The organism is Streptomyces canus (assembly GCF_041435015.1).
GTDB lineage: Bacteria > Actinomycetota > Actinomycetes > Streptomycetales > Streptomycetaceae > Streptomyces > Streptomyces canus_G.
Genome location: NZ_CP107989.1, coordinates 5,188,918 through 5,211,188, shown reverse-complemented (window position 1 = coordinate 5,211,188; position 22,271 = coordinate 5,188,918). Strand labels below are relative to the sequence as shown.

At 67.0% G+C, this 22,271-nt stretch carries 19 protein-coding genes; 9 read left to right on the top strand and 10 right to left on the bottom strand.

The features are described from left to right. Positions 1-21: 21 nt before the first annotated feature. Positions 22-888, top strand: a complete 867-nt coding sequence (locus OG841_RS23665) for a GNAT family N-acetyltransferase (RefSeq protein WP_371566802.1) — start codon at positions 22-24, stop codon at positions 886-888. A gap of 85 nt (positions 889-973) precedes the next feature. Here OG841_RS23665 and OG841_RS23660 read toward each other — a convergent pair whose 3' ends face one another. Beyond that, positions 974-2,182: an MFS transporter gene (locus tag OG841_RS23660; RefSeq protein WP_371566801.1), complete on the bottom strand. Its 1,209-nt coding sequence runs from the start codon at positions 2,180-2,182 to the stop codon at positions 974-976. A gap of 227 nt (positions 2,183-2,409) precedes the next feature. Here OG841_RS23660 and OG841_RS23655 point away from each other — a divergent pair, with 227 nt between their 5' ends. After that, on the top strand, positions 2,410-2,862 hold the full coding sequence (locus OG841_RS23655; protein ID WP_371566800.1) for a GNAT family N-acetyltransferase: 453 nt from the start codon (positions 2,410-2,412) through the stop codon (positions 2,860-2,862). Between the two features lie 91 nt (positions 2,863-2,953). Here OG841_RS23655 and OG841_RS23650 read toward each other — a convergent pair whose 3' ends face one another. Beyond that, the gene (locus OG841_RS23650) at positions 2,954-4,339 is read right to left on the bottom strand and encodes a serine hydrolase domain-containing protein (protein ID WP_371566799.1); all 1,386 of its coding nucleotides are present in this window, start codon (positions 4,337-4,339) and stop codon (positions 2,954-2,956) included. Positions 4,340-4,676: 337 nt separating this feature from the next. Then, on the bottom strand, positions 4,677-6,155 hold the full coding sequence (gene dnaB / locus OG841_RS23645; protein WP_037707244.1) for a replicative DNA helicase: 1,479 nt from the start codon (positions 6,153-6,155) through the stop codon (positions 4,677-4,679). Between the two features lie 459 nt (positions 6,156-6,614). Here dnaB and OG841_RS23640 point away from each other — a divergent pair, with 459 nt between their 5' ends. Beyond that, the gene (locus OG841_RS23640; protein ID WP_328639668.1) at positions 6,615-7,952 is read left to right on the top strand and encodes an MATE family efflux transporter; all 1,338 of its coding nucleotides are present in this window, start codon (positions 6,615-6,617) and stop codon (positions 7,950-7,952) included. Positions 7,953-8,107: 155 nt separating this feature from the next. On the opposite strand, the gene rplI is transcribed toward OG841_RS23640, so the two are convergent. The 4 genes from rplI to rpsF form a co-directional block, all read right to left on the bottom strand. Further along, the gene (rplI, locus tag OG841_RS23635; protein WP_031040024.1) at positions 8,108-8,554 is read right to left on the bottom strand and encodes a 50S ribosomal protein L9; all 447 of its coding nucleotides are present in this window, start codon (positions 8,552-8,554) and stop codon (positions 8,108-8,110) included. 18 nt (positions 8,555-8,572) lie between these two features. Continuing rightward, the gene (gene rpsR, locus OG841_RS23630; RefSeq protein WP_003949403.1) at positions 8,573-8,809 is read right to left on the bottom strand and encodes a 30S ribosomal protein S18; all 237 of its coding nucleotides are present in this window, start codon (positions 8,807-8,809) and stop codon (positions 8,573-8,575) included. A 57-nt stretch (positions 8,810-8,866) separates the two neighbouring features. Continuing rightward, positions 8,867-9,472: a single-stranded DNA-binding protein gene (locus OG841_RS23625; protein ID WP_328639669.1), complete on the bottom strand. Its 606-nt coding sequence runs from the start codon at positions 9,470-9,472 to the stop codon at positions 8,867-8,869. An 80-nt stretch (positions 9,473-9,552) separates the two neighbouring features. Further along, positions 9,553-9,843: a 30S ribosomal protein S6 gene (rpsF, locus tag OG841_RS23620; RefSeq protein WP_030827724.1), complete on the bottom strand. Its 291-nt coding sequence runs from the start codon at positions 9,841-9,843 to the stop codon at positions 9,553-9,555. A 263-nt stretch (positions 9,844-10,106) separates the two neighbouring features. Here rpsF and OG841_RS23615 point away from each other — a divergent pair, with 263 nt between their 5' ends. The 3 genes from OG841_RS23615 (at position 10,107) to OG841_RS23605 (ending at position 12,827) form a co-directional block, all read left to right on the top strand. Then, positions 10,107-10,418, top strand: coding sequence for a hypothetical protein (locus OG841_RS23615; protein WP_328639670.1), 312 nt, complete (start codon positions 10,107-10,109; stop codon positions 10,416-10,418). Between the two features lie 184 nt (positions 10,419-10,602). After that, positions 10,603-11,721, top strand: a complete 1,119-nt coding sequence (gene femX, locus OG841_RS23610; protein ID WP_057609122.1) for a peptidoglycan bridge formation glycyltransferase FemX — start codon at positions 10,603-10,605, stop codon at positions 11,719-11,721. A gap of 74 nt (positions 11,722-11,795) precedes the next feature. Further along, entirely contained in the window at positions 11,796-12,827 is a 1,032-nt protein-coding gene (locus tag OG841_RS23605; RefSeq protein WP_053846236.1) for an alanine racemase, read from the top strand. Positions 12,828-12,926: 99 nt separating this feature from the next. On the opposite strand, the gene OG841_RS23600 is transcribed toward OG841_RS23605, so the two are convergent. Both OG841_RS23600 and OG841_RS23595 read right to left on the bottom strand, forming a co-directional pair. Then, positions 12,927-14,429 (bottom strand): glycosyltransferase family 87 protein, encoded by a 1,503-nt coding sequence (locus tag OG841_RS23600; protein ID WP_328639671.1) that lies wholly within the window; start codon positions 14,427-14,429, stop codon positions 12,927-12,929. A 108-nt stretch (positions 14,430-14,537) separates the two neighbouring features. Further along, complete coding sequence (locus OG841_RS23595; RefSeq protein ID WP_328639672.1) at positions 14,538-17,222, bottom strand: transglycosylase domain-containing protein; 2,685 nt, start codon at positions 17,220-17,222, stop codon at positions 14,538-14,540. A gap of 351 nt (positions 17,223-17,573) precedes the next feature. Between OG841_RS23595 and OG841_RS23590 the strand changes: the two genes are divergently transcribed. The 3 genes from OG841_RS23590 to OG841_RS23580 all read left to right on the top strand — a co-directional run bounded on the left by OG841_RS23590 (position 17,574) and on the right by OG841_RS23580 (position 20,744). Further along, a complete protein-coding gene (locus tag OG841_RS23590; RefSeq protein WP_328639673.1) occupies positions 17,574-18,254 on the top strand; it encodes a PadR family transcriptional regulator in 681 nt (226 codons plus the stop codon). Positions 18,255-18,298: 44 nt separating this feature from the next. Further along, positions 18,299-19,381, top strand: a complete 1,083-nt coding sequence (locus tag OG841_RS23585) for an inositol-3-phosphate synthase (protein WP_328639674.1) — start codon at positions 18,299-18,301, stop codon at positions 19,379-19,381. Positions 19,382-19,469: 88 nt separating this feature from the next. Then, entirely contained in the window at positions 19,470-20,744 is a 1,275-nt protein-coding gene (locus tag OG841_RS23580; protein WP_328639675.1) for an MFS transporter, read from the top strand. An 82-nt stretch (positions 20,745-20,826) separates the two neighbouring features. On the opposite strand, the gene OG841_RS23575 is transcribed toward OG841_RS23580, so the two are convergent. After that, positions 20,827-22,269 (bottom strand): CCA tRNA nucleotidyltransferase, encoded by a 1,443-nt coding sequence (locus OG841_RS23575; RefSeq protein ID WP_328639676.1) that lies wholly within the window; start codon positions 22,267-22,269, stop codon positions 20,827-20,829. Between the last annotated feature and the right edge of the window lie 2 nt (positions 22,270-22,271).

Genomic DNA, 22,271 nt, shown 5'->3' with positions numbered 1-22,271 from the left:
CCATCGGACAGCCTGACCTGCGTGCCGACTCCTTCCCTCGCCGCTCTCCCCATCCGCCGTCTGACGCTTCGCGATCTCACCGCCTGCGCGGACCTGTCCGAGGACCGGGGGTGGCCGCGCGAGGAGCACAAGTGGGGCCTCCTGCTCGCGGCCGGAAAGGGCTACGGCATCGACGACCCTCACGGAGGGCTCGTCACCGCCTGCGTGGTCACGGAGTACGGCCCCTACAGCGAGCCTGACCTGGGAGCGATCGGGATGGTACTGGTCGCCGAACGGCACGCCCGACAGGGCATCGGCCGTCGGCTCATGCGTCACATTCTCTCCGCGATGGGCACCACCCCGCTGACTCTTCACGCGACGCCCTATGGCCGTCCGCTCTACGAGGAACTGGGCTTCAAGCCGACCGGCCGGGCGGAGATGCTCCAGGGGCACTTCACTCCGGCCGGCCCGGCGCCGACGGTGAGCACGCGTCCGGCCACCGCTGAGGACCTCGCCACAATCCTCCGGCTCGACGAGGAGGTGCTCGGCACGGATCGCACCCACCTCATCACCCGGCTGCCTGCCTTCGCCGACCAGTTGCGCGTAGCCGAGGAGAGCGGCCGGATCATCGGATACGCGGCCGCCTGGCCCAACATGAACACCCATGTCGTGGGCCCGCTGATCGCCCGTGACACCGAGACGGCACAGGCACTCCTCACATCGCTCGCCGCAGCGACCGACCGTCCGCTGCGCACTGATATCGACGTACGACACGAAGAGCTGCGGGCGTGGGCCACAGAACACGGTCTGGCGCCGGTAGGCCTCAACTCGGTCATGACGTACGGAATCCCGGAACTGCCGGGCGACTGGAGCCGGCGGTTCGCTCCGCTGACCGTGGCGGCGCTCTGAGGCACGTCTGTACGACGCCGTCGGCTCCCCGGACTTCGGGATTCCGTCGGCGTCGTCGTAGTGCCTGGCTGCGGTTCAGGTCGGCTCAGGGGTGCACTGCGGTCCTCTGTCCGGCGGGCGTCGCCCCCGCGACCACGGCGCTGGGAACGCCGTCCCGACGCTCCAGCGCAGCCGAGAGGAATGCGAGGAGGAGAGCCCCTGCTGCCAGGGTGGCGCCCACCCAGTTGGGAGCGGTGTAGCCGAAGCCGGCCGAGATGACCAGGCCGCCGAGCCAGGCCGAGAGGGCGTTGCCGAGGTTGAAGGCACCGATGTTCACTGCTGAGGCCAGCGTGGGAGCGTCGTGCGCCTGGTCGAGGACCCTCTTCTGGAGCGGCGGCACGGCGGCGAAGCCCAGAGCGCCGATGAGAGCGATCGTGACGCCGGCCAGGACCTTGTTGTGCGCGGTGAGCGTGAAGAGCGCGAGCACGAGGGCCAGGGCGCCCAGGGAGATGTACAGCATGGGCATCAGAGCGCGGTCGGCGTACTTGCCGCCTACGAGGTTGCCGCCGACCATGCCGAGTCCGAAGAGGACCAGCAGCCAGGTCACCGAACTGCCGGCGAAGCCCGCCACGTGGGTCATCATCGGCGCGATGTAGGTGATGGCGGCGCAGACACCGCCGAAGCCGAGGACGGTCATCGCCATGGCGAGCAGCACCTGGGCATTCTTGAAGGCGGCCAGCTCGTGGCGCAGACGCACGCCCTCCGGCCGGGGCATCTCGGGGACGAGCCTGGCGACGCCGATCAGACCGACCACACCGAGGACCGCGACGATCGTGAAAGTGAGACGCCAGTCGGCGGTCTGGCCGATCAGCGTGCCGAGCGGGACGCCGACGACATTGGCGACGGTCAGACCGGTGAACATCATCGCTATGGCTCCGGCCTTCTTGTCCGGGGCCACCAGGTCGGCGGCGACGACCGAGCCGATGCCGAAGAAGGCTCCATGGGCGAGGGAGGCGACCACTCGGCCGATCAGCATGACAGTGAAGGCCGGAGCGAGGGCAGAGAGCAGATTGCCGACGATGAACAACCCCATCAGCAGCATCAGCATCCGCTTGCGGGAGACCTTGGTGCCGAGGGCGGTCATAAGAGGAGCGCCGAACATGACGCCGAGCGCGTAGCCGGTGACCAGGAAGCCGGCGGTGGGGATGGAGACCCCGAAGTCCTCCGCAACCTCGGGCAGCAGCCCCATGATCACAAACTCGGTCGTTCCGATTCCGAAGGCCCCGATCGCGAGAGCCAGAAGCGCGAGCGGCATGGGGGTGACACCTTCCCAGAGGATTGCAGGAGCGTGTTGTACACGTCCACAATAATTGCAGACGCTCTATATCTGCAAACGATGGTTACCTCGGGATGTTTCTGCCTCGCAGGTGAGCAGGGAGTAGTACCGGCCCGTAGGGCGCTCGATGCGGCCTCGATCCCCGTCCGCGCCACAGGGAGAGCACCCACCAGCCCCGAACTCGCCCCCCGGCATAGGGTGCGGCCATGGGAGATCTTGAAATTCGGCCCGCCGCGTTGGACGACCTCTCCGCGATCGTCGGCATGCTCGCCGACGACCCCCTGGGCGCCCAGCGCGAGTCCCCGGGCAACCTGGCGCCCTATGTGAGCGCGCTGGAGCGCCTCTCCGCCGACCCGAACCAGCATCTGGTCGTCGCCACGCGAGAGGGTCGAGTGGTCGGCACGCTTCAGCTCACAGTCGTTCCGGGCCTTTCCCGGCGCGGCGCCACCAGATCGATCATCGAGGGGGTGCGCGTCCACGCCGACGCGCGGAGTAGTGGACTCGGGACCCGGCTCATCGAGTGGGCGATCGAGGAATCCCGGTGTCAGAACTGCCACTTGGTGCAGCTGACGTCCGACAACACACGCACGGACGCCCACCGCTTCTACGAGCGGCTCGGTTTCACGGCCTCGCACGTGGGCTTCAAGCTGGCCCTGTGACCCTCCCCCATGGCCACTCGTCCGCCGCACGGCAAGGCGCCCTGTTTCACGTGAAACAGGGCGCCTTGCCGTGCCGACCGGACAGGTGTGTCTAGCCGATGCCGCGCCACCCCACCGGATCGACTCCACCCGGCACGGAAGACCCCTCGTCGTACGGCTGCCGAGTGAACACGAACGAGCCGAGGTCGAGGTGGTCCACGGACCCGTCAGGCCGCCGTACGGCCTTCAGGAGCTCCCCGTGGAAGTAGCCCTCCAGCCCGGTCCAGGTGCCGTCACCGTTGGCCCGGAATCGCGAGCGCCGGCCTGTGCCCGACAGGGGCTCCAGGGAGGCAAGTCCGTCCGCAGTCAGCCGGAGGGCGAACCCGTGCGTTCCCCAGTACCACTGACCCGCCAACTCCAGTGAGGGTGAGTCGGATTCGCGCATCGGACGCCAGGGCTCGGGGATCCTGGGCTCGGCCTCGGCGACGATCCGTACGAGATCGGCCCCTACGACGGACAGCAGCGGGCCGGAGGTGCAGTTGGCCAGCACCACTGCGGCCACGTCGTCCGTCACACCGATCGTGAGATTCGCCAGGAAGCCCGGCAGCGAGCCCGAATGGCCCACGAGTAGTCGCCCGTCGCGGTGCTGGACCTGCAATCCGAGCCCGTAAGAAGCGCCGTCGGCGAGATCCCCCATCCCGGCCGGAGCCGTGGGCATGCGCATTTCCCTCACGGTCTCGGCGCTCAGTACGCGATCGTCGCCGTTGGCGAGGAAGACCGCGAATCGCGCCAAGTCAGCTGTGCTGGACCAGAGTTGACCTGCGGGAGCCATCCGTCCGAGGTCCTCGGAGGGTTCGGGCAGCATCACATCGGCCCAGGGATGCACTGCCCAGCCGCCCGCATGCGGCGCTTCCGGGCGGACGCTCGTGCGGTCGAGACCCAGAGGTACGAGCACTTCACGTCGGAGCAACTCCTCCCACGGAGCCCCCCGCAGCTTCTCGACGAGTGCGCCCAGCAGGGTGTACCCGGGGTTCGAGTAGTGGAAGCGGCGTCCGACGGGGTGCAGGAAGGGCTGCTCGCCCAGGACGTCGGCGATTTCCGGGCGCAGTTCTCCGGAGGTGCGCTCCCACCAGGGCGCGGGAGACTCGGCCGCCAATCCGCTGGTGTGGGCGAGGAGTTCGGCCAGCGTGGCCTCCCCCGCTCCCGTGCCGGACACGTGCTTCTCCAGCGGGTCACCGAGGTCGAGCAGTCCCTCGTCCCGCAGTCGCATGACGAGAACGGCGGTGAAGGTCTTGGTGATCGACCCGATGCGGTACTGCACGTTCTCATCCGGGCCGTGCCCGTCCACCGAGGTACGCGAACCGTGCCACACCGTCCGTCCGCCCCGCACGACCGCCGCTACCAGCGACGGTGCCCGCCCCTCGGCCTGGGCCACGGCGATCCGGTGCAGCAACGCCCTGCGTGTACCGGGAAGCAGCTCTCCCTGAGATGTCGTCATGCCCCCAGTCCATCCCGCCGGGGACGCCGACGTCGACTTCTTTAGCCCCGCGGGCCTTGCGGGGGGGGGCCGACCACCGCCGCGACCCAACTGGTCCATGGGGTCCGCGAACTCACGCCCGAGGTGCTGGCTCAGTTCGACCGGCCACTCGGTTGCGTCCCCCTCCTCCGGCGACAGGCGCAAGTGGCCCTCGACCACCGCTTTGCGTTCGCCGGGACAGCCTCAAGTCAGCACATGGCGGGCGCACAAAGAAGCCGCATGGCCGCGGCGCCCAAACGGCGCGGGGACGCCAGGTCGGGGCGCCCGGCGACCAGCACGATGCGACGACGCACGGGTATCAGGTCTGTGCCATGTCCACGAAGCGCGAGTAGTGGCCCTGGAAGGCTACGGTGATCGTCGCCGTCGGGCCGTTTCGGTGCTTGCCCACGATGATGTCGGCCTCGCCGGCGCGCGGTGACTCCTTCTCATAGGCGTCCTCGCGGTGCAGCAGAATCACCATGTCGGCGTCCTGCTCGATGGAGCCGGACTCACGCAGGTCGGACACCATCGGCTTCTTGTCCGTACGCTGCTCGGGACCACGGTTGAGCTGTGAGAGCGCGATCACCGGGACCTCAAGCTCCTTGGCCAGGAGCTTGAGGTTACGGGACATGTCCGAGACCTCCTGCTGACGGCTCTCGGAACGCTTGGAACCACCGGCCTGCATCAGCTGCAGATAGTCGATGATCACGAGCTTGATGTCGTTGCGCTGCTTCAGCCGCCGACACTTCGCCCGGATCTCCATCATCGACAGATTCGGCGAGTCGTCGATGTAGAGGGGCGCGGAGGACACTTCGGGCATTCGGCGCGCCAGCCGGGTCCAGTCCTCGTCCGTCATGGTGCCCGAACGCATGTGGTGCAGAGCCACACGCGCTTCCGCCGACAGGAGACGCATCGCGATCTCGTTGCGCCCCATTTCGAGGGAGAAGATGACACTGGCCAGGTTGTGCTTGATCGAAGCCGCACGCGCGAAGTCCAGCGCGAGGGTGGACTTGCCCATGGCGGGGCGGGCGGCGATGACGATCATCTGGCCCGGGTGCAGGCCGTTGGTGAGCGAGTCGAGGTCCGTGAAACCGGTGGGCACACCGGTCATCTCGCCGCTGCGCGAGCCGATCGCCTCGATCTCGTCGAGCGCGCCCTCCATGATGTCGCCGAGCGGCAGGTAGTCCTCGCTGGTGCGCTGCTCGGTGACCGCGTAGATCTCGGCCTGCGCACGGTTGACGATCTCGTCGACGTCGTCGTCCGCCGCGTATCCCATCTGAGTGATGCGCGTCCCCGCCTCGACCAAGCGCCGCAGGACCGCCCGTTCATGGACGATCTCCGCGTAGTACTCGGCGTTCGCCGCCGTCGGAACGGTCTGGACGAGAGTGTGCAGATACGATGCGCCGCCGACCTTGTTGATCTCACCGCGTTTGGTGAGCTCGGCGGCGATCGTGATGGGGTCGGCCGGCTCACCCTTGGCATAGACGTCAAGGATCGCCTGGAAGATCGTCTCGTGGGCGGGCTTGTAGAAGTCGTGGCCCTTGATGACTTCGACGACGTCCGCGATGGCGTCCTTGGACAGGAGCATGCCGCCGAGGACGGACTGCTCGGCATCCAGGTCCTGGGGAGGGACCCTCTCGAAGGCGGTGCCTCCGCCGTCCCACTCGCCGGTGTCCCTGCCACGGTCGTGCTGTTCGTCTCGGCCCCGGCCTCCGTCGCCGCGGCGGCGCGAGGAAGGCAGACGATCACTGGGACCGCTGTCGGCCCAGGGGTCGTCCAAAGGCTCGGAAATGCTCACCGAGCCACCTCCTCCCGTCCGCCGAGCGGACCTCGCCGTGCTTCTCAGTTCTACGGCACGGCACTGACAAATGAGACGCCCAACTCCGGTTCTGGCGCGTCGGTTTTGTGCTGATTCCCAGGCCGACGAACGGAGCGGGCGCCGGACCACGGTAGGCCCGTCGGCACCGTCAGCCAATCTGGTTATCCACAGGCCATGTGGACGACGGCCCGGATGCTGTGGAGAACTCCGCAAAACCTGTGCACGACTCGGTGGACAGGCCTGTGAACAAGCTGCTTCTCATCCTGAAAGAGGTGACTTGACCTGCACCTTCGCCGTCCACCGGCTGTGCAGAAGAAAAACTTTCCCGGTCGGCTCAAGATCAGTTCGAACTGTACACAGCGGCGCACACCTCCCGAACACACGTAAGGGTCTAATCTCCGTTGCATCTCTTACCTGTGGACGATTAGATTGGTGCACATGACACAGGCGTCCGCGACTCCCAAGGCCACCCGGCGACAGCACGACCGCGAGATCGTCGCACTCGCCGTTCCGGCCTTCGGCGCGCTCGTCGCCGAGCCTCTCTTCGTCATGGTCGACAGTGCGATCGTCGGCCATCTGGGCACCGCCCAACTCGCCGGCCTCGGTATCGCCTCGGCCCTTCTCACGACGGCCGTCAGCATCTTCGTCTTCCTCGCCTACGCCACCACGGCTGCCGTCGCCCGCCGCGTGGGCGCCGGAGACCTCCAGGCCGCCATCCGTCAGGGCATGGACGGCATCTGGCTGGCCCTCCTGCTCGGTGCAGCCGTCATCGCCGTCGTCCTCCCTGCCGCTCCGTCGATCGTGGAACTCTTCGGCGCCTCCGACACAGCGGCCCCCTACGCGACCACCTACCTGCGGATCTCGGCCCTCGGCATTCCGGCCATGCTGGTCGTGCTCGCTTCGACCGGGGTACTCCGCGGACTACAGGACACCAAGACCCCGCTCTACGTGGCCATCGCCGGCTTCGTAGCCAACGCCGTCCTCAACGCAGGCCTCGTCTACGGCGCCGACCTCGGCATCGCCGGCTCCGCCTGGGGCACGGTCATCGCTCAGTGCGGCATGGCCGCGGCCTATCTCGTGGTCGTCGTTCGCGGAGCCCGCAGGCACGGCGCCTCCTTGCGTCCCGACGCCCTGGGGATCAGAGCCTCCGCCCAAGCCGGCGCACCTCTACTGGTCCGCACGCTCTCCCTGAGAGCGATCCTGATGATTGCCACGGCCGTCGCAGCTCGCCTGGGTGACGCCGACATTGCCGCCCACCAGATCATCCTGTCCCTGTGGAGTCTGCTCGCCTTCGCCCTCGACGCCATCGCCATCGCCGGGCAGGCCATCATCGGACGCTATCTGGGCGCCGATGACACCGACGGCGCCCGCCAGGCATGCCGCCGGATGGTGGAGTGGGGGATCGCGGTCGGAGTCGCTCTCGGCGTACTGGTCGTACTCTCCCGACCGCTCTTCCTCCCCTTGTTCACAGGTGACTCCACGGTCAAGGACACCGCGCTGCCCGCTCTGGTGATCGTGGCTCTCTCCCAGCCGATCTGCGGTGTCGTTTTCGTTCTCGACGGCGTACTCATGGGTGCCGGAGATGGCCCGTACCTCGCCAAGGCGATGATTCTGACTCTGGTGGTCTTCGCCCCGGTCGCCCTGCTCATCCCCACCCTGGGCGGTGGCCTGACCGCTCTCTGGGCCGCCATGACCCTGATGATGACGGTACGAATGCTGACGCTGTGGCTGCGATCCCGCTCGGGTCGCTGGTTGGTGACAGGTGCTACACGCTGACCGTTTCACGTGAAACACACCTTGGCAGCCGCACTCACCGTTTCACGTGAAACATGGCCGCGCCCTGGTCGCCAGCAGGCAGAAGGGGCCGCACCCCACCGGGTGCGGCCCCTTCTCAGCTGATCAGCCAAAGCTGCTCAAGCCAGACGCAGCGATCAGGCCGCGACGACCTCGATGCTGACCTTGGCGGCAACCTCGGGGTGCAGACGCACGGACGTCTCGTGGGCGCCCAGGGTCTTGATCGGCGAGCCCAGCTCGATGCGGCGCTTGTCGACCTCGGGGCCACCGGAAGCCTTGATCGCGGAAGCGACGTCGGCCGGGGTGACGGAACCGAAGAGACGACCGGCGTCGCCGGAGCGGACGGCCAGACGGACCTTGACACCCTCGAGCTGGGCCTTGACCTGGTTGGCCTGCTCGATGGTCTGGATCTCGTGGATCTTGCGAGCACGACGGATCTGCTCGACGTCCTTCTCGCCACCCTTGGTCCAACGGATCGCGAAGTTCCGCGGGATCAGGTAGTTGCGAGCGTAACCGTCCTTGACGTCGACGACGTCGCCCGCGGCACCGAGGCCGGAGACCTCGTGGGTGAGGATGATCTTCATTAGTCGGTCACCCTTCCCTTATCGCGCGGTGGAGGTGTAGGGCAGCAGCGCCATCTCACGGCTGTTCTTGACAGCCGTGGCGACGTCACGCTGGTGCTGCGTGCAGTTGCCGGTCACGCGGCGGGCACGGATCTTGCCGCGGTCGGAAATGAACTTCCGCAGCATGTTCGTGTCCTTGTAGTCCACGTACGTGACCTTGTCCTTGCAAAAAGCGCAGACCTTCTTCTTAGGCTTGCGCACAGGCGGCTTCGCCATGGTGTTTCTCCTGTGTGATCAAGAAGTGTGGGTACGACCCACCCTCCGGGCCGAGGCCTAGAAGGGGGGTTCGTCCGAGTAGCCGCCGCCCTGCTGGCCGCCGCCGGAGTTTCCACCCCAGCCGCCGCCACCCTGGCCGCCCTGGCTGCCACCGGCGGGAGTACCGGTGGCCCACGGGTCGTCCGCGGGAGCAGCGCCGCCCTGCTGGCCGCCGCCGGAGTTTCCACCCCAGCCGCCGCCACCCTGGCCGCCACCGCCACCGCCGCTGAACCCACCCTGGCCACCGCGCCCGGCACCGCCGGCGGTCTTGGTGACCTTGGCCGTGGCACTGCGCAGGCTGGCGCCGACTTCCTCGACGTCCAGCTCGTAGACCGTGCGCTTGACGCCCTCACGGTCCTCGTAGGACCGCTGCTTCAGCCGGCCCTGCACGATGACGCGCATGCCTCGCTGGAGCGACTCGGCGACGTTCTCCGCCGCCTGACGCCAGACCGAGCAGGTCAGGAACAGGCTTTCGCCGTCCTTCCACTCGTTCGTCTGGCGGTCGAAGGTGCGAGGGGTGGACGCGACACGGAACTTCGCGACCGCCGCACCGGAAGGGGTGAAGCGCAGCTCGGGGTCATCGACAAGATTGCCGACGACCGTGATGACGGTCTCGCCTGCCATGGGGAACCTCTCGGCGGGTTTGCTGCTCTGGCTGCTTGGTTGCTGCTACTCGAATCCCGAGATCAGCTGAGCGGGAAAGCTCAGTGGGTCTCGGGGCGGAGGACCTTGGTCCGGAGGACCGACTCGTTCAGGTTCAGCTGGCGGTCGAGCTCCTTGACGACCGCAGGCTCGGCCTGCAGGTCGATGACCGAGTAGATGCCCTCGGGCTTCTTCTTGATCTCGTACGAGAGCCGACGACGGCCCCAGGTGTCGACCTTCTCCACCTTGCCGTTGCCCTCACGGACGACGGAGAGGAAGTTCTCGATCAGGGGGGAGACAGCGCGCTCCTCCAGATCGGGGTCGAGGATGACCATCACCTCGTAGTGACGCATGTGGAACCCACCTCCTTTGGACTCAACGGCCACGGTCGTTCCGTGGCAGGAGGGTTGTGATGCGTACGCAACGGTATCGGCCGCCACTGACAATCGGGGCTTCCTCGCGGTAGTCCCGGTCGTGACATGGGCAGACACCGTGCAGACGGTACAGACTACCCGCACACCGGCTTCCGGTTGAAATCCGGCCCCGGAGGCGGTCACTCTGTACACATCGGGTGTGTATGGCGCTACCGTGCGCCGTCTTCCGCAGGAGGTGCCCTATGGCACAGGCAATGCGACCGAACACCGCCGGAGGCCTTTTCGCCACGGACGGAAAGCCCCACCCCCTCCAGGACACGCTGCTCGCGGTGACCCTGGTGCTGGGCATCACGGCGTTCGTCACGGCGATGTTCCACAACCTGCACCTGCTCAGCTCCTGGACGGGCCTGGTGGGCATCCTCACCGGCGCGTACGGCCAGTGGATCTCGGAGACGACCCGCGAGCGCTTCGGACTGATCCTCGGTCTCGGCGCGTCCGCGGTCGGCTTCTTCCTCGGCATGGCGCACGGCGGCCTCTTCGGTGGACTCTTCTAGCCGACGCCACGGGCACGGTCCGCCTGACACCACCCAAAGCACCGCGTTACGCCTCGGCGGCCCATGAGCCGGGGCGCAGGTTCCGTATGCCCAGTCGGGGCGCTCGCCAGGCGCAGTAGGCTTCGGCGCGAGAGCCGGAGCCCCTGTACCCATGGGGACACACCAGCCCGAGGAGCGCCCCACAATGAGCCTGACCCTGAGGACGATCAGTCGCGAGCAGCATCTGGCATACATCCAGAGCCTGCCGTCGGCGAGCCACATGCAGGTTCCGGCCTGGGCAGACGTGAAGGCTGAATGGCGCTCCGAGAGCCTCGGGTGGTTCGACAAGACCGGCGAACTCGTCGGCGCAGGTCTCGTCCTCTACCGTCAGCTGCCCAAGATCAAGCGCTACCTCGCCTATCTGCCCGAAGGCCCGGTCATCAACTGGTTCGCGCCGAATCTGACCGAGTGGCTGGAACCGATGCTCGCGCACCTCAAGCACCAGGGTGCCTTCTCTGTGAAGATGGGTCCGCCGGTGATCATCCGGCGCTGGGAGGCCACCTCCATCAAGGCGGGCATCCAGAACCCGGACGTGAAGCGCCTGCGCGACATCGAGGCCGACTTCATCGAACCGCGTGCCTTCGAGGTCGCCGACAAGCTGCGTCGCATGGGCTGGCAGCAGGGCGAGGACGGGGGAGCCGGCTTCGGTGACGTGCAGCCCCGCTACGTCTACCAGGTGCCACTCGCCAACCGCTCCCTGGAAGAGGTGCACAAGAACTTCAACCAGCTGTGGCGCCGCAACATCAAGAAGGCCGAGAAGGCCGGCGTCGAGGTCGTCCAGGGCGGTTACCAGGACCTCGAGGAATGGCAGCGGTTGTACGAGATCACCGCGGTGCGCGACCACTTCCGGCCCCGCCCGCTGTCGTACTTCCAGCGTATGTGGACGGCCCTCAACACCGAGGACCCCAACCGGATGCGGCTGTACTTCGCCCGGCACGAGGGCGTGAACCTCTCGGCGGCGACCATGCTGATCGTCGGCGGGCACGTCTGGTACTCCTACGGTGCCTCCGACAACATCGGCCGTGAGGTCCGGCCCTCGAACGCGATGCAGTGGCGGATGCTGCGTGACGCCTACGCGCTCGGCGCGACCGTCTACGACCTGCGGGGCATCTCCGACTCGCTGGACGAGACCGATCACCTCTTCGGCCTGATCCAGTTCAAGGTGGGCACGGGCGGCCAGGCCGCCGAGTACCTCGGCGAGTGGGACTTCCCGCTCAACAAGCTGCTCCACAAGGCGCTCGACATCTACATGTCGCGCCGCTGACGTCGCGATCTTCGCTTCAATAGCTTCCATACCTCTGATACACCGCAGCCACTAGAAAGGTTCCGGGTCCGGCCATGGCGCTCACGCTCTACGTCGACACCGCGCGCTGGCGGGCGCACCACAAGCACGTGCAGGAGCAGTTTCCGGGGCTCGTCCCGGTCTGCAAGGGCAACGGCTATGGCTTCGGGCACGAGCGGCTGGCGGAGGAGGCCACCCGGCTGGGCTCGGACGTCCTCGCCGTCGGCACGACCTACGAGGCCGCGCGGATCAAGGACTGGTTCGGCGGTGACCTGCTGGTGCTGACGCCGTACCGACGAGGCGAGGAGCCCGTGCCGTTGCCCGACCGGGTGATCCGCTCGGTGTCGTCGATCGACGGGGTCTACGGCCTCGTGGGCGCGCGCGTGGTCATCGAGGTGATGTCCTCGATGAAACGGCACGGCATCAGCGAGCAGGATCTGCCGCAGCTGCACGCCGCTATAGAGAATGTCCGCCTCGAGGGCTTCGCGATCCACCTGCCGCTGGACCGCACCGACGGCTCGGACGCCGTCGAGGAGGTCATCGGCTGGATGGACCGGCTGCGCGCGGCTCGGCTGCCGCTGCACACGATGTTCGTCAGTCATCTCAAGGCCGAGGACCTCGCCCGGCTCCAGCAGCAGTTCCCGCAGACCCGCTTCCGCGCCCGCATCGGGACCCGGTTGTGGCTCGGGGACCACGACTCCACCGAGTACCGCGGCGCCGTCCTGGACGTCACCCGCGTCTCCAAGGGGGACCGCTTCGGCTACCGGCAGCAGAAGGCGGCCTCCGACGGCTTCCTGGTCGTCGTGGCCGGCGGTACCTCGCACGGCGTGGGCCTGGAGGCTCCGAAGGCCCTGCACGGCGTCATGCCGCGCGCCAAGGGCGTCGCCCGCGCCGGCCTGGCCACGGTCAACCGGAACCTTTCTCCGTTCGTCTGGGGCGGCAAGCAACGCTGGTTCGCCGAACCGCCACACATGCAGGTGTCCATCCTGTTCGTGCCCTCGGACGCCCCGGAACCGAAGGTCGGCGAGGAACTGGTGGCCCATCTGCGGCACACCACCACGCAGTTCGACCGGATCGTCGACCGCTGAGCCCCCCTGGACCGGACAAAGGGCCGTACACGGAAGCTTCCGTGTACGGCCCTTCTCGTACGTGACCCAACTGGCCTACGCTCCGCCGGATCTGTTCGCTCAGAGCGAACGGTCGGCGGCCCCCTGATCGTTGCCCCACTCCACCTGCGGTCCGTCGAAGTGGGCCGCGTGCCGTGGTGGATGGGCGGCGGGGCCGAACACGAAGACGTCCTCCGCTCCGTCGAGCACACCGCCCGAGGGATCGTCGTCGCCGGCCCGCCGTACCACGTCCCGTTCCGGCATGAGGATGTCGCGCAGGACCATCGCGCACAGGTAGGCCGTGCCCAGGAGATGCAGTCCGATGGCCCAGTGATAGCCGTCGGTCGGCAGGCCCTTGTGGGCGTTGCCGCTGGTCGTGTACGCGAGGTAGAGCCAGATCCCCAGGAAGTACGCCACCTCGCACGCCTGCCAGATGAGGAAGTCCCGCCACTTCGGCCGCGCCAGCACGGCCAGCGGCACCATCCACAGGACGTACTGCGGCGAGTAGACCTTGTTGGTGAGGATGAACGCGGCGACGATCAGGAACGCGAGCTGGGCGAAACGCGGCCGGCGCGGAGCGGTCAGGGTGAGCACCGCGATACCGGCGCAGGCCAGCAGCATCAGCAGCGTGGCAAGCGTGTTGACGGTGTCGGTGCTGAACGGGTCGGTCGAGTTCTGGGCCAGGATCAGCCAGAAGGAGCCGAAGTCCACGCCCCGCTCCTGGCTGAACGTGTAGAACTTCGACCAGCCGTCGAAGGCGAAGAACATCACCGGCAGGTTCACCACGAGCCAGGAGACGGCCGCACCGCCCAGGGCCTTGCCGAAGTCCCGCCACTTGCCCGCCCGCCAGCACAGCACGAACAGCGGCCCGAGCAGGAAGATCGGGTAGAGCTTGGCGGCCGTGGCGAGCCCCAGGAGGACGCCGAAGGCGAGCGAGCGTCCCCGCGCCCACATCAGCATCGCGGAGGCCGTCAGAGCGACCGCCAGCAGGTCCCAGTTGATGGTGGCCGTCAACGCGAAGGCGGGCGCCAGAGCGACGAGCAGACCGTCCCAGGGCCGACGGGCATGCGTACGGCTCACGCAGACGACGATGATGGCCGCGCACACCATCAGCATCCCGGCGTTGACCATCCAGTACCACTGCTCCTGGTGCTGGATGCTGCCGCTGCCGGGCGTCAGCCAGGCGGCGACCTCCATGAACACACCGGTCAGCACCGGGTATTCGAGGTACTGCATGTCGCCTGGGAGCTTGTCGAAGTACGGGACGAGTCCGTCGGCGAAGCCGCGTCCCTGGTAGAGGTGCGGGATGTCCGAGTAGCACGCGTGGGTGTACTGGGAGCTGGCGCCGAAGAACCAGCCACCGTTGTAGCAGGGCGCCTTCTGGACCAGGCCCAGCGCGAACACGCCGATGGCCACGAGCGCGATGATCCGGACGGGGGTCCACCAGGACGTCCCCAGCAGGGCACGCCGCCCTAGAGGGCCGCCGATGAACTCGCTGCCGCTCCTGGAGACCTCGTCGTCCTTGGTCGGATGCACTGGGTCCGACTCGTGCACGCTCGTTGGCGTCGATTCAGCACTGGGCATGCGACCCATCCTGCCGTACGAGGCTAGGAGTACGCCGAGGGCCGCCGCACCTGGTGGGTGCGACGGCCCATGTTTCACGTGAAACACCCTCGACGGGGCATATGGCGGCTAACCGCTTGAGCCGCCGAAGAGGCCCCCATTCCCGTTGCCGTTGGTGTTGCCGCCGTTCGTGTCCGTCGATGTGGCCGTAGGCGTCGAGGTCACACCTCCGTCGGTGCCACCGTTGTTCGTGCCGCCCGAGTCGCTGCACTGCCAGTCGAACCGGCAGGACTCGGACGCAGTGGGCGTCGGTGTGATGAGCGTCTGGCTCGGCGTCGGAGTCGGAGTCGGGGTGGCCGACTCGGTCTCACTGGGTGTCGGAGTGGGCGTCGGGCTGGGCTCGTCGTTGAGGATCTCGCCGATGGGCTCCGGCGTCGGGAAGTCGATCGACTTCTCGTCCTTCAGTGCCTGCTCCATGTAGTCGTGCCAGATCTCCGACGGGAACGAGGCACCGTGGATCTTCTCCTGGCCACCCGTGCCGTACATCTCCAGGAAGGTGCGGTTCTTCTTGGTCTCGTCGTCGTCCAGCCGGAACATCGTGATCGCCGTGGACAGCTGCGGGGTGTACCCGACGAACCAGGCGGACTTGTTGCCGTCCGTGGTGCCGGTCTTCCCCGCCACATCACGGCCGGTCAGCTGGGCGTTGGTGCCCGTACCGTCATCCACCACGGTCTTGAGGACATCAGTGACGTTGTCGGCGACCTTCTTCTCGAAGGCCTGCTTGGGCTTCGCCTCATGTGTGAAGACGTCGCCGTCCTTGCTCGTGACCTTCTCGACGGAGTACGGCTCGTTCTGCTTGCCGCTGGCCGCGAAGGTGGCGTACGCGCCCGCCATCCGGATCGCGCTGGGGTCGGAGATACCGATGGAGAAGGACGGGAAGTTGGTACCGGCCAGGCTGTTCTCCTTGAGGCCCGCATCCATGGCCGACTCCTTCACCTTGTCCAGGCCGACGTCCATGCCGAGCTGCACGAAGGCGGAGTTCACCGACTCCCGCATCGCCTCACGAAGGTCGATCTGGTACTTGGGCGGAGAGCCGTAGGACTGCTTGCCGTCGTTCTCCTGGAGCCACTCCTTGCCCTCCTCGTTCTTCCAGATCGAACGGTCGTAGTTCTGGATCTTGAGGTCGTTCTTGCCGCTGAACAGGCTCTTTGCGTTGACGACCGTGCGCTCGTCCTGCGCCTGGCTCTCGCCGAGATCCGGATTGCGTACGCCCCACTTCATCGCCGCGGCGAGCACGAACGTCTTGAATGTCGAACCGACCTGGGCACCGGTCGAGTCGCAGTTGTTGGTGAAGTGGGTGGTCGCGTCCTCGCCTCCGTAGCAGGCCCGGATCGCCCCGGTGGACGGCTCCACGGACGCCCCGCCGAACTGGACATAGGTGTCCTTCGTCGGGCGCTTCTTCGGATCGATGTTCTCCTTGCGGACCTTCTTGACCGCTGCCTCGAGCTCGCTGACCTTCTTCTTGTCGAAGGTCGTGTAGATCGAGTAGCCGCCCTGCTGGAGCTTGTCGGCACTGACGATCTTGTTGTTGATCAGGTAGGCCTTGGCGAGGTCGACCAGGTAGCCGGTCTGGCCCTTGAGCTGGGTGTTGGACCGGGGGTTCTGCCACTCGGGAAGCGCGGTGTACTTGGCGCGCTCCGTCGCGCTGAGGTGGCCGTACTCGACCATCTTGTCGAGGGTGTCCTGCATCTGCCGTAGAGCACGCTTGGCGTTGGCGTCCGGCGTGGCGTTCGCCGGGTCGATGGACCGTGCGCCCGCCGGGTCGTAGTACGTGGCGCCCTTCAGCATGGCAGCCAGGAAGGCGCACTCGCCCGGGTCGAGGTTCTTGGCGTCCTTGTTGAAGTACGCGCGCGCGGCCGCCTGGATGCCGTAGGCGTTGCGACCGTAGTACGCGGAGTTCAGGTAGCCGGCCATGATCTCGTCCTTATTGACCGTGGCACCCACCTTGATGGAGATGAAGATCTCCTTGAACTTACGGGTGACGGTCTGGGACTGGTCGTCCAGGCGCGCGTTCTTGACGTACTGCTGGGTGATGGTGGAGCCACCCTGCGTGTTGCCGCCCCGGGCCATGTTGAACACGGCACGGGCGATGCCCTTGGGGTCGATGCCGCTGTCGGTGTAGAAGGTCTTGTTCTCCTGCGAGACGACGGCATACTGCATCGCCTTCGGGATCTGCGCGAGGTTGACGATCTGGCGGTTCGTCTCACCACCGGTGGAGACCATCTCGGTCTTGTCGGACCAGTAGTAGACGTTGTTCTGCGACGTCGCGGTCTCGGCGACGTTAGGAACGCTCACAAGCGCGTAGCCAACGCCGGCGATCGCGACCAGGCCTCCGATGAAGCCGATGAACAGGCCCGTCACCAGCTTCCAGGACGGCACCCAGCGCGCCACGCCGTACTTACCCGCACGCGGGTAGTCGATGAACCGCTTCCTGCTGGGATCGGACGCGCGGCCCCGGCCGGTCTGCGCCCCGCGCCGACCTCCGTGGCCCGTCTCCGGCACTCTGCGGCGACCACCGCCCGTGCTTCTCTGGGCCGCACGTCGGGCCTCTGCACGGCCGCCGTACGGACGATCCTCGCCTCCCGGACCGTAGGAATCCGACTCTTGGGAGCTCGTCCCATAGGAGTCGGCAAGAGACCCGGTGGCGCCTCGCGGAGCCGCGCGGCGGCCGAAGGCCGAGCCGGACTGGCCGCGTCGGCCCGCGGCACGTCCGCCTCCCTGCGGCTGCGGCGGTTTGCGACGGTGCTCGCTCATCGAACGACTACTCCTCGGGCAGGCGCACCTTTGCGCGCCTGGAAACGGCGGCTGGTTTCCGGTCCCCCCGAAGTACGGATGTGGTCGGTCCCGCATTCATCCGTACTGCACCGGGACAGCGACGCCCCCCAGGCGTCACTCGGTTCCCGGTGGTGTGCATGCCGCACAGACTACGCACCGTCAAAACCAACCGAGTCCCGAAGTTCACCCCAAATCAGGCAACTTGGTGCGCATGAATCATTGATGTGATCCCGTTCACCGTCCCCCCACTTGTTCCTTCCGGAAGGGCGTTCTATCGTCTTGATGTATCGAGTCGATACATCGGTGCGAGATAGAGACGAGGAGGCGACGATGAGCCGGCGTTCCGGGATCCTCGAATTCGCCGTACTCGGCCTGCTCCGCGAGTCTCCGATGCACGGCTATGAGCTGCGCAAACGTCTCAATACATCACTGGGCGTGTTCCGTGCGTTCAGCTACGGCACTCTCTACCCCTGCCTCAAGACGCTGGTCGCCAACGGCTGGTTGATCGAGGAACCGGGGCACACCACCGAGGACGCCCTCGCCGCACCACTCGCAGGGCGTCGCGCCAAGATCGTCTACCGGTTGACGGCGGAAGGTAAGGAGCACTTCGAGGAGCTGCTCTCGCAGACGGGTCCCGACGCGTACGAGGACGAGCACTTCGCCGCTCGTTTCGCCTTCTTCGGGCAGACCTCGCGCGACGTCCGCATGCGAGTCCTCGAAGGCCGCCGCAGCCGGCTCGAGGAGCGCCTGGAGAAGATGAGTGCCTCACTGGCACGCACCCGGGAGCGCCTCGACGACTACACGCTTGAGCTCCAGCGCCACGGGATGGAGTCCGTGGAGCGCGAAGTGCGCTGGTTGAACGAGCTCATCGAAAGCGAGCGGGCCGGCCGGGACCTGAAGGGGCCCGGCCGTGGAGAGCCCACTCGCGACACCACAGAGGGAGCGCCGGGCGTCCTGCCCCGGACCGGGGACACCTCCGGTCTGGATACGCCCGGCGACACCGCCACGTGAGGTCCCTGCCAGGGCCTCACTCGTACACACAGGGAGCAACCGGAATGGGTTCGGTTCGCGTAGCCGTAGTCGGCGTGGGCAACTGCGCCGCGTCGCTGGTTCAGGGAGTCGAGTACTACAAGGACGCCGATCCGGCGGCCAAGGTCCCCGGGCTGATGCACGTCCAGTTCGGCGACTACCACGTGCGTGACGTCGAGTTCGTCGCGGCGTTCGACGTCGATGCCAAGAAGGTCGGTCTCGACCTCGCGGACGCCATCGGCGCCTCCGAGAACAACACCATCAAGATCTGCGACGTGCCGAACACCGGCGTGACCGTCCAGCGCGGCCACACCCTGGACGGCCTCGGCAAGTACTACCGCGAGACGATCGAGGAGTCCGCCGAGGCCCCGGTCGACGTCGTCCAGATCCTCAAGGACAAGAAGGTCGACGTCCTGGTCTGCTACCTGCCCGTCGGCTCCGAGGACGCGGCGAAGTTCTACGCCCAGTGCGCGATCGACGCCAAGGTCGCCTTCGTCAACGCCCTCCCGGTCTTCATCGCCGGCACCAAGGAGTGGGCGGACAAGTTCACCGAGGCGGGCGTCCCGATCGTCGGTGACGACATCAAGTCCCAGGTCGGCGCCACCATCACCCACCGGGTCATGGCGAAGCTGTTCGAGGACCGCGGTGTCGTCCTGGACCGCACGATGCAGCTGAATGTCGGCGGCAACATGGACTTCAAGAACATGCTCGAGCGTGAGCGCCTGGAGTCCAAGAAGATCTCCAAGACGCAGGCTGTCACCTCCCAGATCCCCGACCGGGACATGGGTGCGAAGAACGTCCACATCGGCCCGTCCGACTACGTCGCGTGGCTCGACGACCGCAAGTGGGCCTACGTCCGCCTCGAGGGCCGTGCCTTCGGCGACGTCCCGCTGAACCTGGAGTACAAGCTCGAGGTCTGGGACTCCCCGAACTCCGCCGGTGTCATCATCGACGCCGTGCGCGCCGCGAAGATTGCCAAGGACCGCGGTATCGGGGGCCCGATCCTGTCGGCCTCCAGCTACTTCATGAAGTCCCCGCCGGTCCAGTACTTCGACGACGAGGCCCGCGAGAACGTCGAGAAGTTCATCAAGGGTGAAGTCGAGCACTAAGGCTCACTCAAAACGCTCCTGCCAGGGCTACAGAGGGTCTCCGGGTTGCATCGCCCGGGGACCCTCGCCGTATGTGAGGCTGTGCCCCATGTCCGTCGTGCGTGACCTACGGGTCCTGCTGCGCTTCCGGGACTTCCGGCGTCTGCTCTTCGTGCGCCTGCTCTCCCAGGGCGCGGACGGTGTCTACCAGATCGCGCTCGCCGCCTACGTCGTCTTCTCCCCTGAGAAGCAAACCTCGGCCACGGCGATCGCCTCCGCGATGGCGGTCCTGCTGCTCCCTTACTCCCTGGTGGGCCCCTTCGCCGGCGCCCTCCTGGACCGCTGGCGCCGTCGTGAGGTCTTCCTCTACGGCAACCTTTTGCGAGCCCTGCTGGCTTCGGTGACGGCAGTCCTGATGCTCAGCCACGTCCCGGACTGGCTCTTCTACGTCTCCGCCCTGTGCGTCACCGCCGTCAACCGCTTCGTACTGTCCGGCCTGTCCGCCGCACTGCCCCGTGTCGTGGACGAGGACCGGCTGGTGATCGCCAACTCCCTCTCCCCGACGGCCGGAACTCTCGCCGCGACCGCGGGCGGCGGCCTCGCTTTCGTCGTACGACTAGTGGTCGCCGACTCCGACGCGGTCGTGGTGCTGCTGGGAGCGGGGCTGTACCTGTGCGGCGCGCTCGCCGCACTGCGCATACCACCCGAACTACTTGGCCCCGACCGTGGGTTGATCAAGCCCCACCTCGGTACGGCTCTCGCCGGAACGGCCCGCGACCTGGTCGCCGGCATACGGCACCTGGCCGCACCCACTCGTCGGTCGGCCGCCCGGGCGCTCGGCGCGATGTCACTCATGCGGTTCTGCTACGGCGCCCTGCTCGTCATGGTCCTGATGCTCTGCCGGTACGCCCTGACGTCCGATCCGGCCGACGGACTCGCTCTGCTGGGGCTGGCAGTGGGAATCTCCGGTGCCGGCTTCTTCGTCGCCGCGGTCATCACCCCTTGGACCGCAGGAAAACTCGGACCAGAGCGCTGGATCGCCGTGTGTGCGGCGGCCGCCGCAGTCCTGGAGCCCGCTCTCGGACTCCCCTTCGCCACCGCCCCGATACTCATCGCGGCGTTCGTCCTGGGCCTGATCACCCAGGGCGCGAAGATCGCCACGGACACGATCGTGCAGTCCTCCGTCGATGACGGATTCCGGGGCCGGATCTTCTCCGTCTACGACGTCCTGTTCAACATCGCCTTCGTGGGCGCCGCAGCCGTAGCTGCCCTGATCCTGCCGCCGGATGGCCGCTCGGTGACCCTGGTGGTCACTGTCGCCGGCCTCTACGCAGCGGTCGCCATGGCGATGACGAAGGAACGACGGATGGCAACGGAACGATGAAGAGGCGATGTTTCACGTGAAACACCGCCCTCGATGCGCCAGGGGTCATGTTTCACGTGAAACATGACCCCGTTTCACGGCCTCAGCCCTGCACGGCCCACCACTCCTTGAGCGCAGCCGCCGCTTCGTCGTGCCCCATCGGCCCGTTCTCCAGACGAAGCTCCAGCATGTGCTTGTACGCACGGCCCACGGCAGGGCCTGGCCCCACACCGAGGATTTCCATGATCTGGTTGCCGTCGAGGTCGGGCCTGATCGAGTCCAGCTCCTCCTGCTCCTCAAGCTGGGAGATCCGGTCCTCCAGGCCGTCGTACGCACGCGACAACGCGGCCGCTTTGCGCTTGTTCCGGGTGGTGCAGTCCGAGCGGGTGAGCTTATGGAGCCGGTCGAGCAGCGGACCCGCGTCCCTCACATAGCGGCGAACCGCCGAGTCCGTCCACTCTCCGGTGCCGTACCCGTGGAACCGCAGATGGAGTTCAACGAGCCTTGAGACGTCCTTCACCAGCTCGTTGGAGTACTTGAGCGCCGTCATCCGCTTCTTGGTCATCTTCGCACCGACCACTTCGTGGTGGTGGAAGGAGACCCGGCCGTCTTTTTCGAAACGGCGGGTGCGCGGCTTGCCGATGTCGTGGAGCAGTGCGGCCAGGCGGAGGGTCAGGTCGGACCCTTCCTTCTCCAGCGCGATGGCCTGCTCCAGGACGATCAGCGTGTGCTCGTAGACGTCCTTGTGCCGGTGGTGCTCGTCGCTCTCCAGACGTAGGGCCGGAAGCTCAGGCAGCACGTGCTCGGCAAGCCCCGTATCGACCAGTAGCGTCAGGCCCTTGCGGGGATGGGCGGACAGGACGAGCTTGTTCAGCTCATCCCGCACCCGTTCGGCGGAGACGATCTCCAGACGCCCGGACATCTCCGTCATTGCGGTGACCACCTCGGGCGCCACCTCGAAGTCCAGCTGGGCCGCGAAGCGCGCGGCCCGCATCATCCGCAGCGGGTCGTCCGAGAAAGACGCTTCCGGAGTACCTGGCGTCCGCAGCACACGTGCCCCCAGGTCGTCGAGGCCACCGTGGGGGTCGATGAACTTCTTCTCCGGGAGAGCGACGGCCATCGCGTTCACGGTGAAGTCACGCCGGACGAGGTCCTCCTCGATGGAGTCGCCGTACGACACCTCGGGCTTGCGCGAGGTCCGGTCGTACGCCTCGGACCGGTAGGTGGTCACCTCGATCTGGTAGCCATCCTTTTGCGCCCCCACGGTTCCGAAGGCGATCCCGACCTCCCACACGGCGTCCGCCCAAGGCCGAACGATCTTCAGAACGTCCTGGGGACGGGCGTCGGTCGTGAAGTCCAGGTCGTTGCCGAGCCGCCCGAGCAGTGCGTCCCGGACCGAACCGCCGACCAGGGCGAGCGAGAACCCGGCCTCCTGGAAGCGGCGGGCGAGGTCGTCGGCGACAGGGGCGACCTCGAGCGGTTCGTTCACCGCGCGGTCCTGCACCTGGTTCGGGGCACTGAGGTTGTCTTTGTTGGCGTTCGGCACAA

Coding starts and splice junctions, on each gene's coding strand:
- OG841_RS23590 (WP_328639673.1), top strand. CDS start 17,574: ATGAGCCGGCGTTCCGGGATCCTCGAATTCGCCGTACTCGGCCTGCTC.
- OG841_RS23595 (WP_328639672.1), bottom strand. CDS start 17,222: ATGAGCGAGCACCGTCGCAAACCGCCGCAGCCGCAGGGAGGCGGACGT.
- OG841_RS23600 (WP_328639671.1), bottom strand. CDS start 14,429: ATGCCCAGTGCTGAATCGACGCCAACGAGCGTGCACGAGTCGGACCCA.
- OG841_RS23640 (WP_328639668.1), top strand. CDS start 6,615: ATGACACAGGCGTCCGCGACTCCCAAGGCCACCCGGCGACAGCACGAC.
- OG841_RS23605 (WP_053846236.1), top strand. CDS start 11,796: ATGGCGCTCACGCTCTACGTCGACACCGCGCGCTGGCGGGCGCACCAC.
- femX (WP_057609122.1), top strand. CDS start 10,603: ATGAGCCTGACCCTGAGGACGATCAGTCGCGAGCAGCATCTGGCATAC.
- OG841_RS23655 (WP_371566800.1), top strand. CDS start 2,410: ATGGGAGATCTTGAAATTCGGCCCGCCGCGTTGGACGACCTCTCCGCG.
- rpsF (WP_030827724.1), bottom strand. CDS start 9,843: ATGCGTCACTACGAGGTGATGGTCATCCTCGACCCCGATCTGGAGGAG.
- OG841_RS23585 (WP_328639674.1), top strand. CDS start 18,299: ATGGGTTCGGTTCGCGTAGCCGTAGTCGGCGTGGGCAACTGCGCCGCG.
- OG841_RS23615 (WP_328639670.1), top strand. CDS start 10,107: ATGGCACAGGCAATGCGACCGAACACCGCCGGAGGCCTTTTCGCCACG.
- rplI (WP_031040024.1), bottom strand. CDS start 8,554: ATGAAGATCATCCTCACCCACGAGGTCTCCGGCCTCGGTGCCGCGGGC.
- OG841_RS23660 (WP_371566801.1), bottom strand. CDS start 2,182: ATGCCGCTCGCGCTTCTGGCTCTCGCGATCGGGGCCTTCGGAATCGGA.
- OG841_RS23650 (WP_371566799.1), bottom strand. CDS start 4,339: ATGACGACATCTCAGGGAGAGCTGCTTCCCGGTACACGCAGGGCGTTG.
- rpsR (WP_003949403.1), bottom strand. CDS start 8,809: ATGGCGAAGCCGCCTGTGCGCAAGCCTAAGAAGAAGGTCTGCGCTTTT.
- OG841_RS23625 (WP_328639669.1), bottom strand. CDS start 9,472: ATGGCAGGCGAGACCGTCATCACGGTCGTCGGCAATCTTGTCGATGAC.
- OG841_RS23580 (WP_328639675.1), top strand. CDS start 19,470: ATGTCCGTCGTGCGTGACCTACGGGTCCTGCTGCGCTTCCGGGACTTC.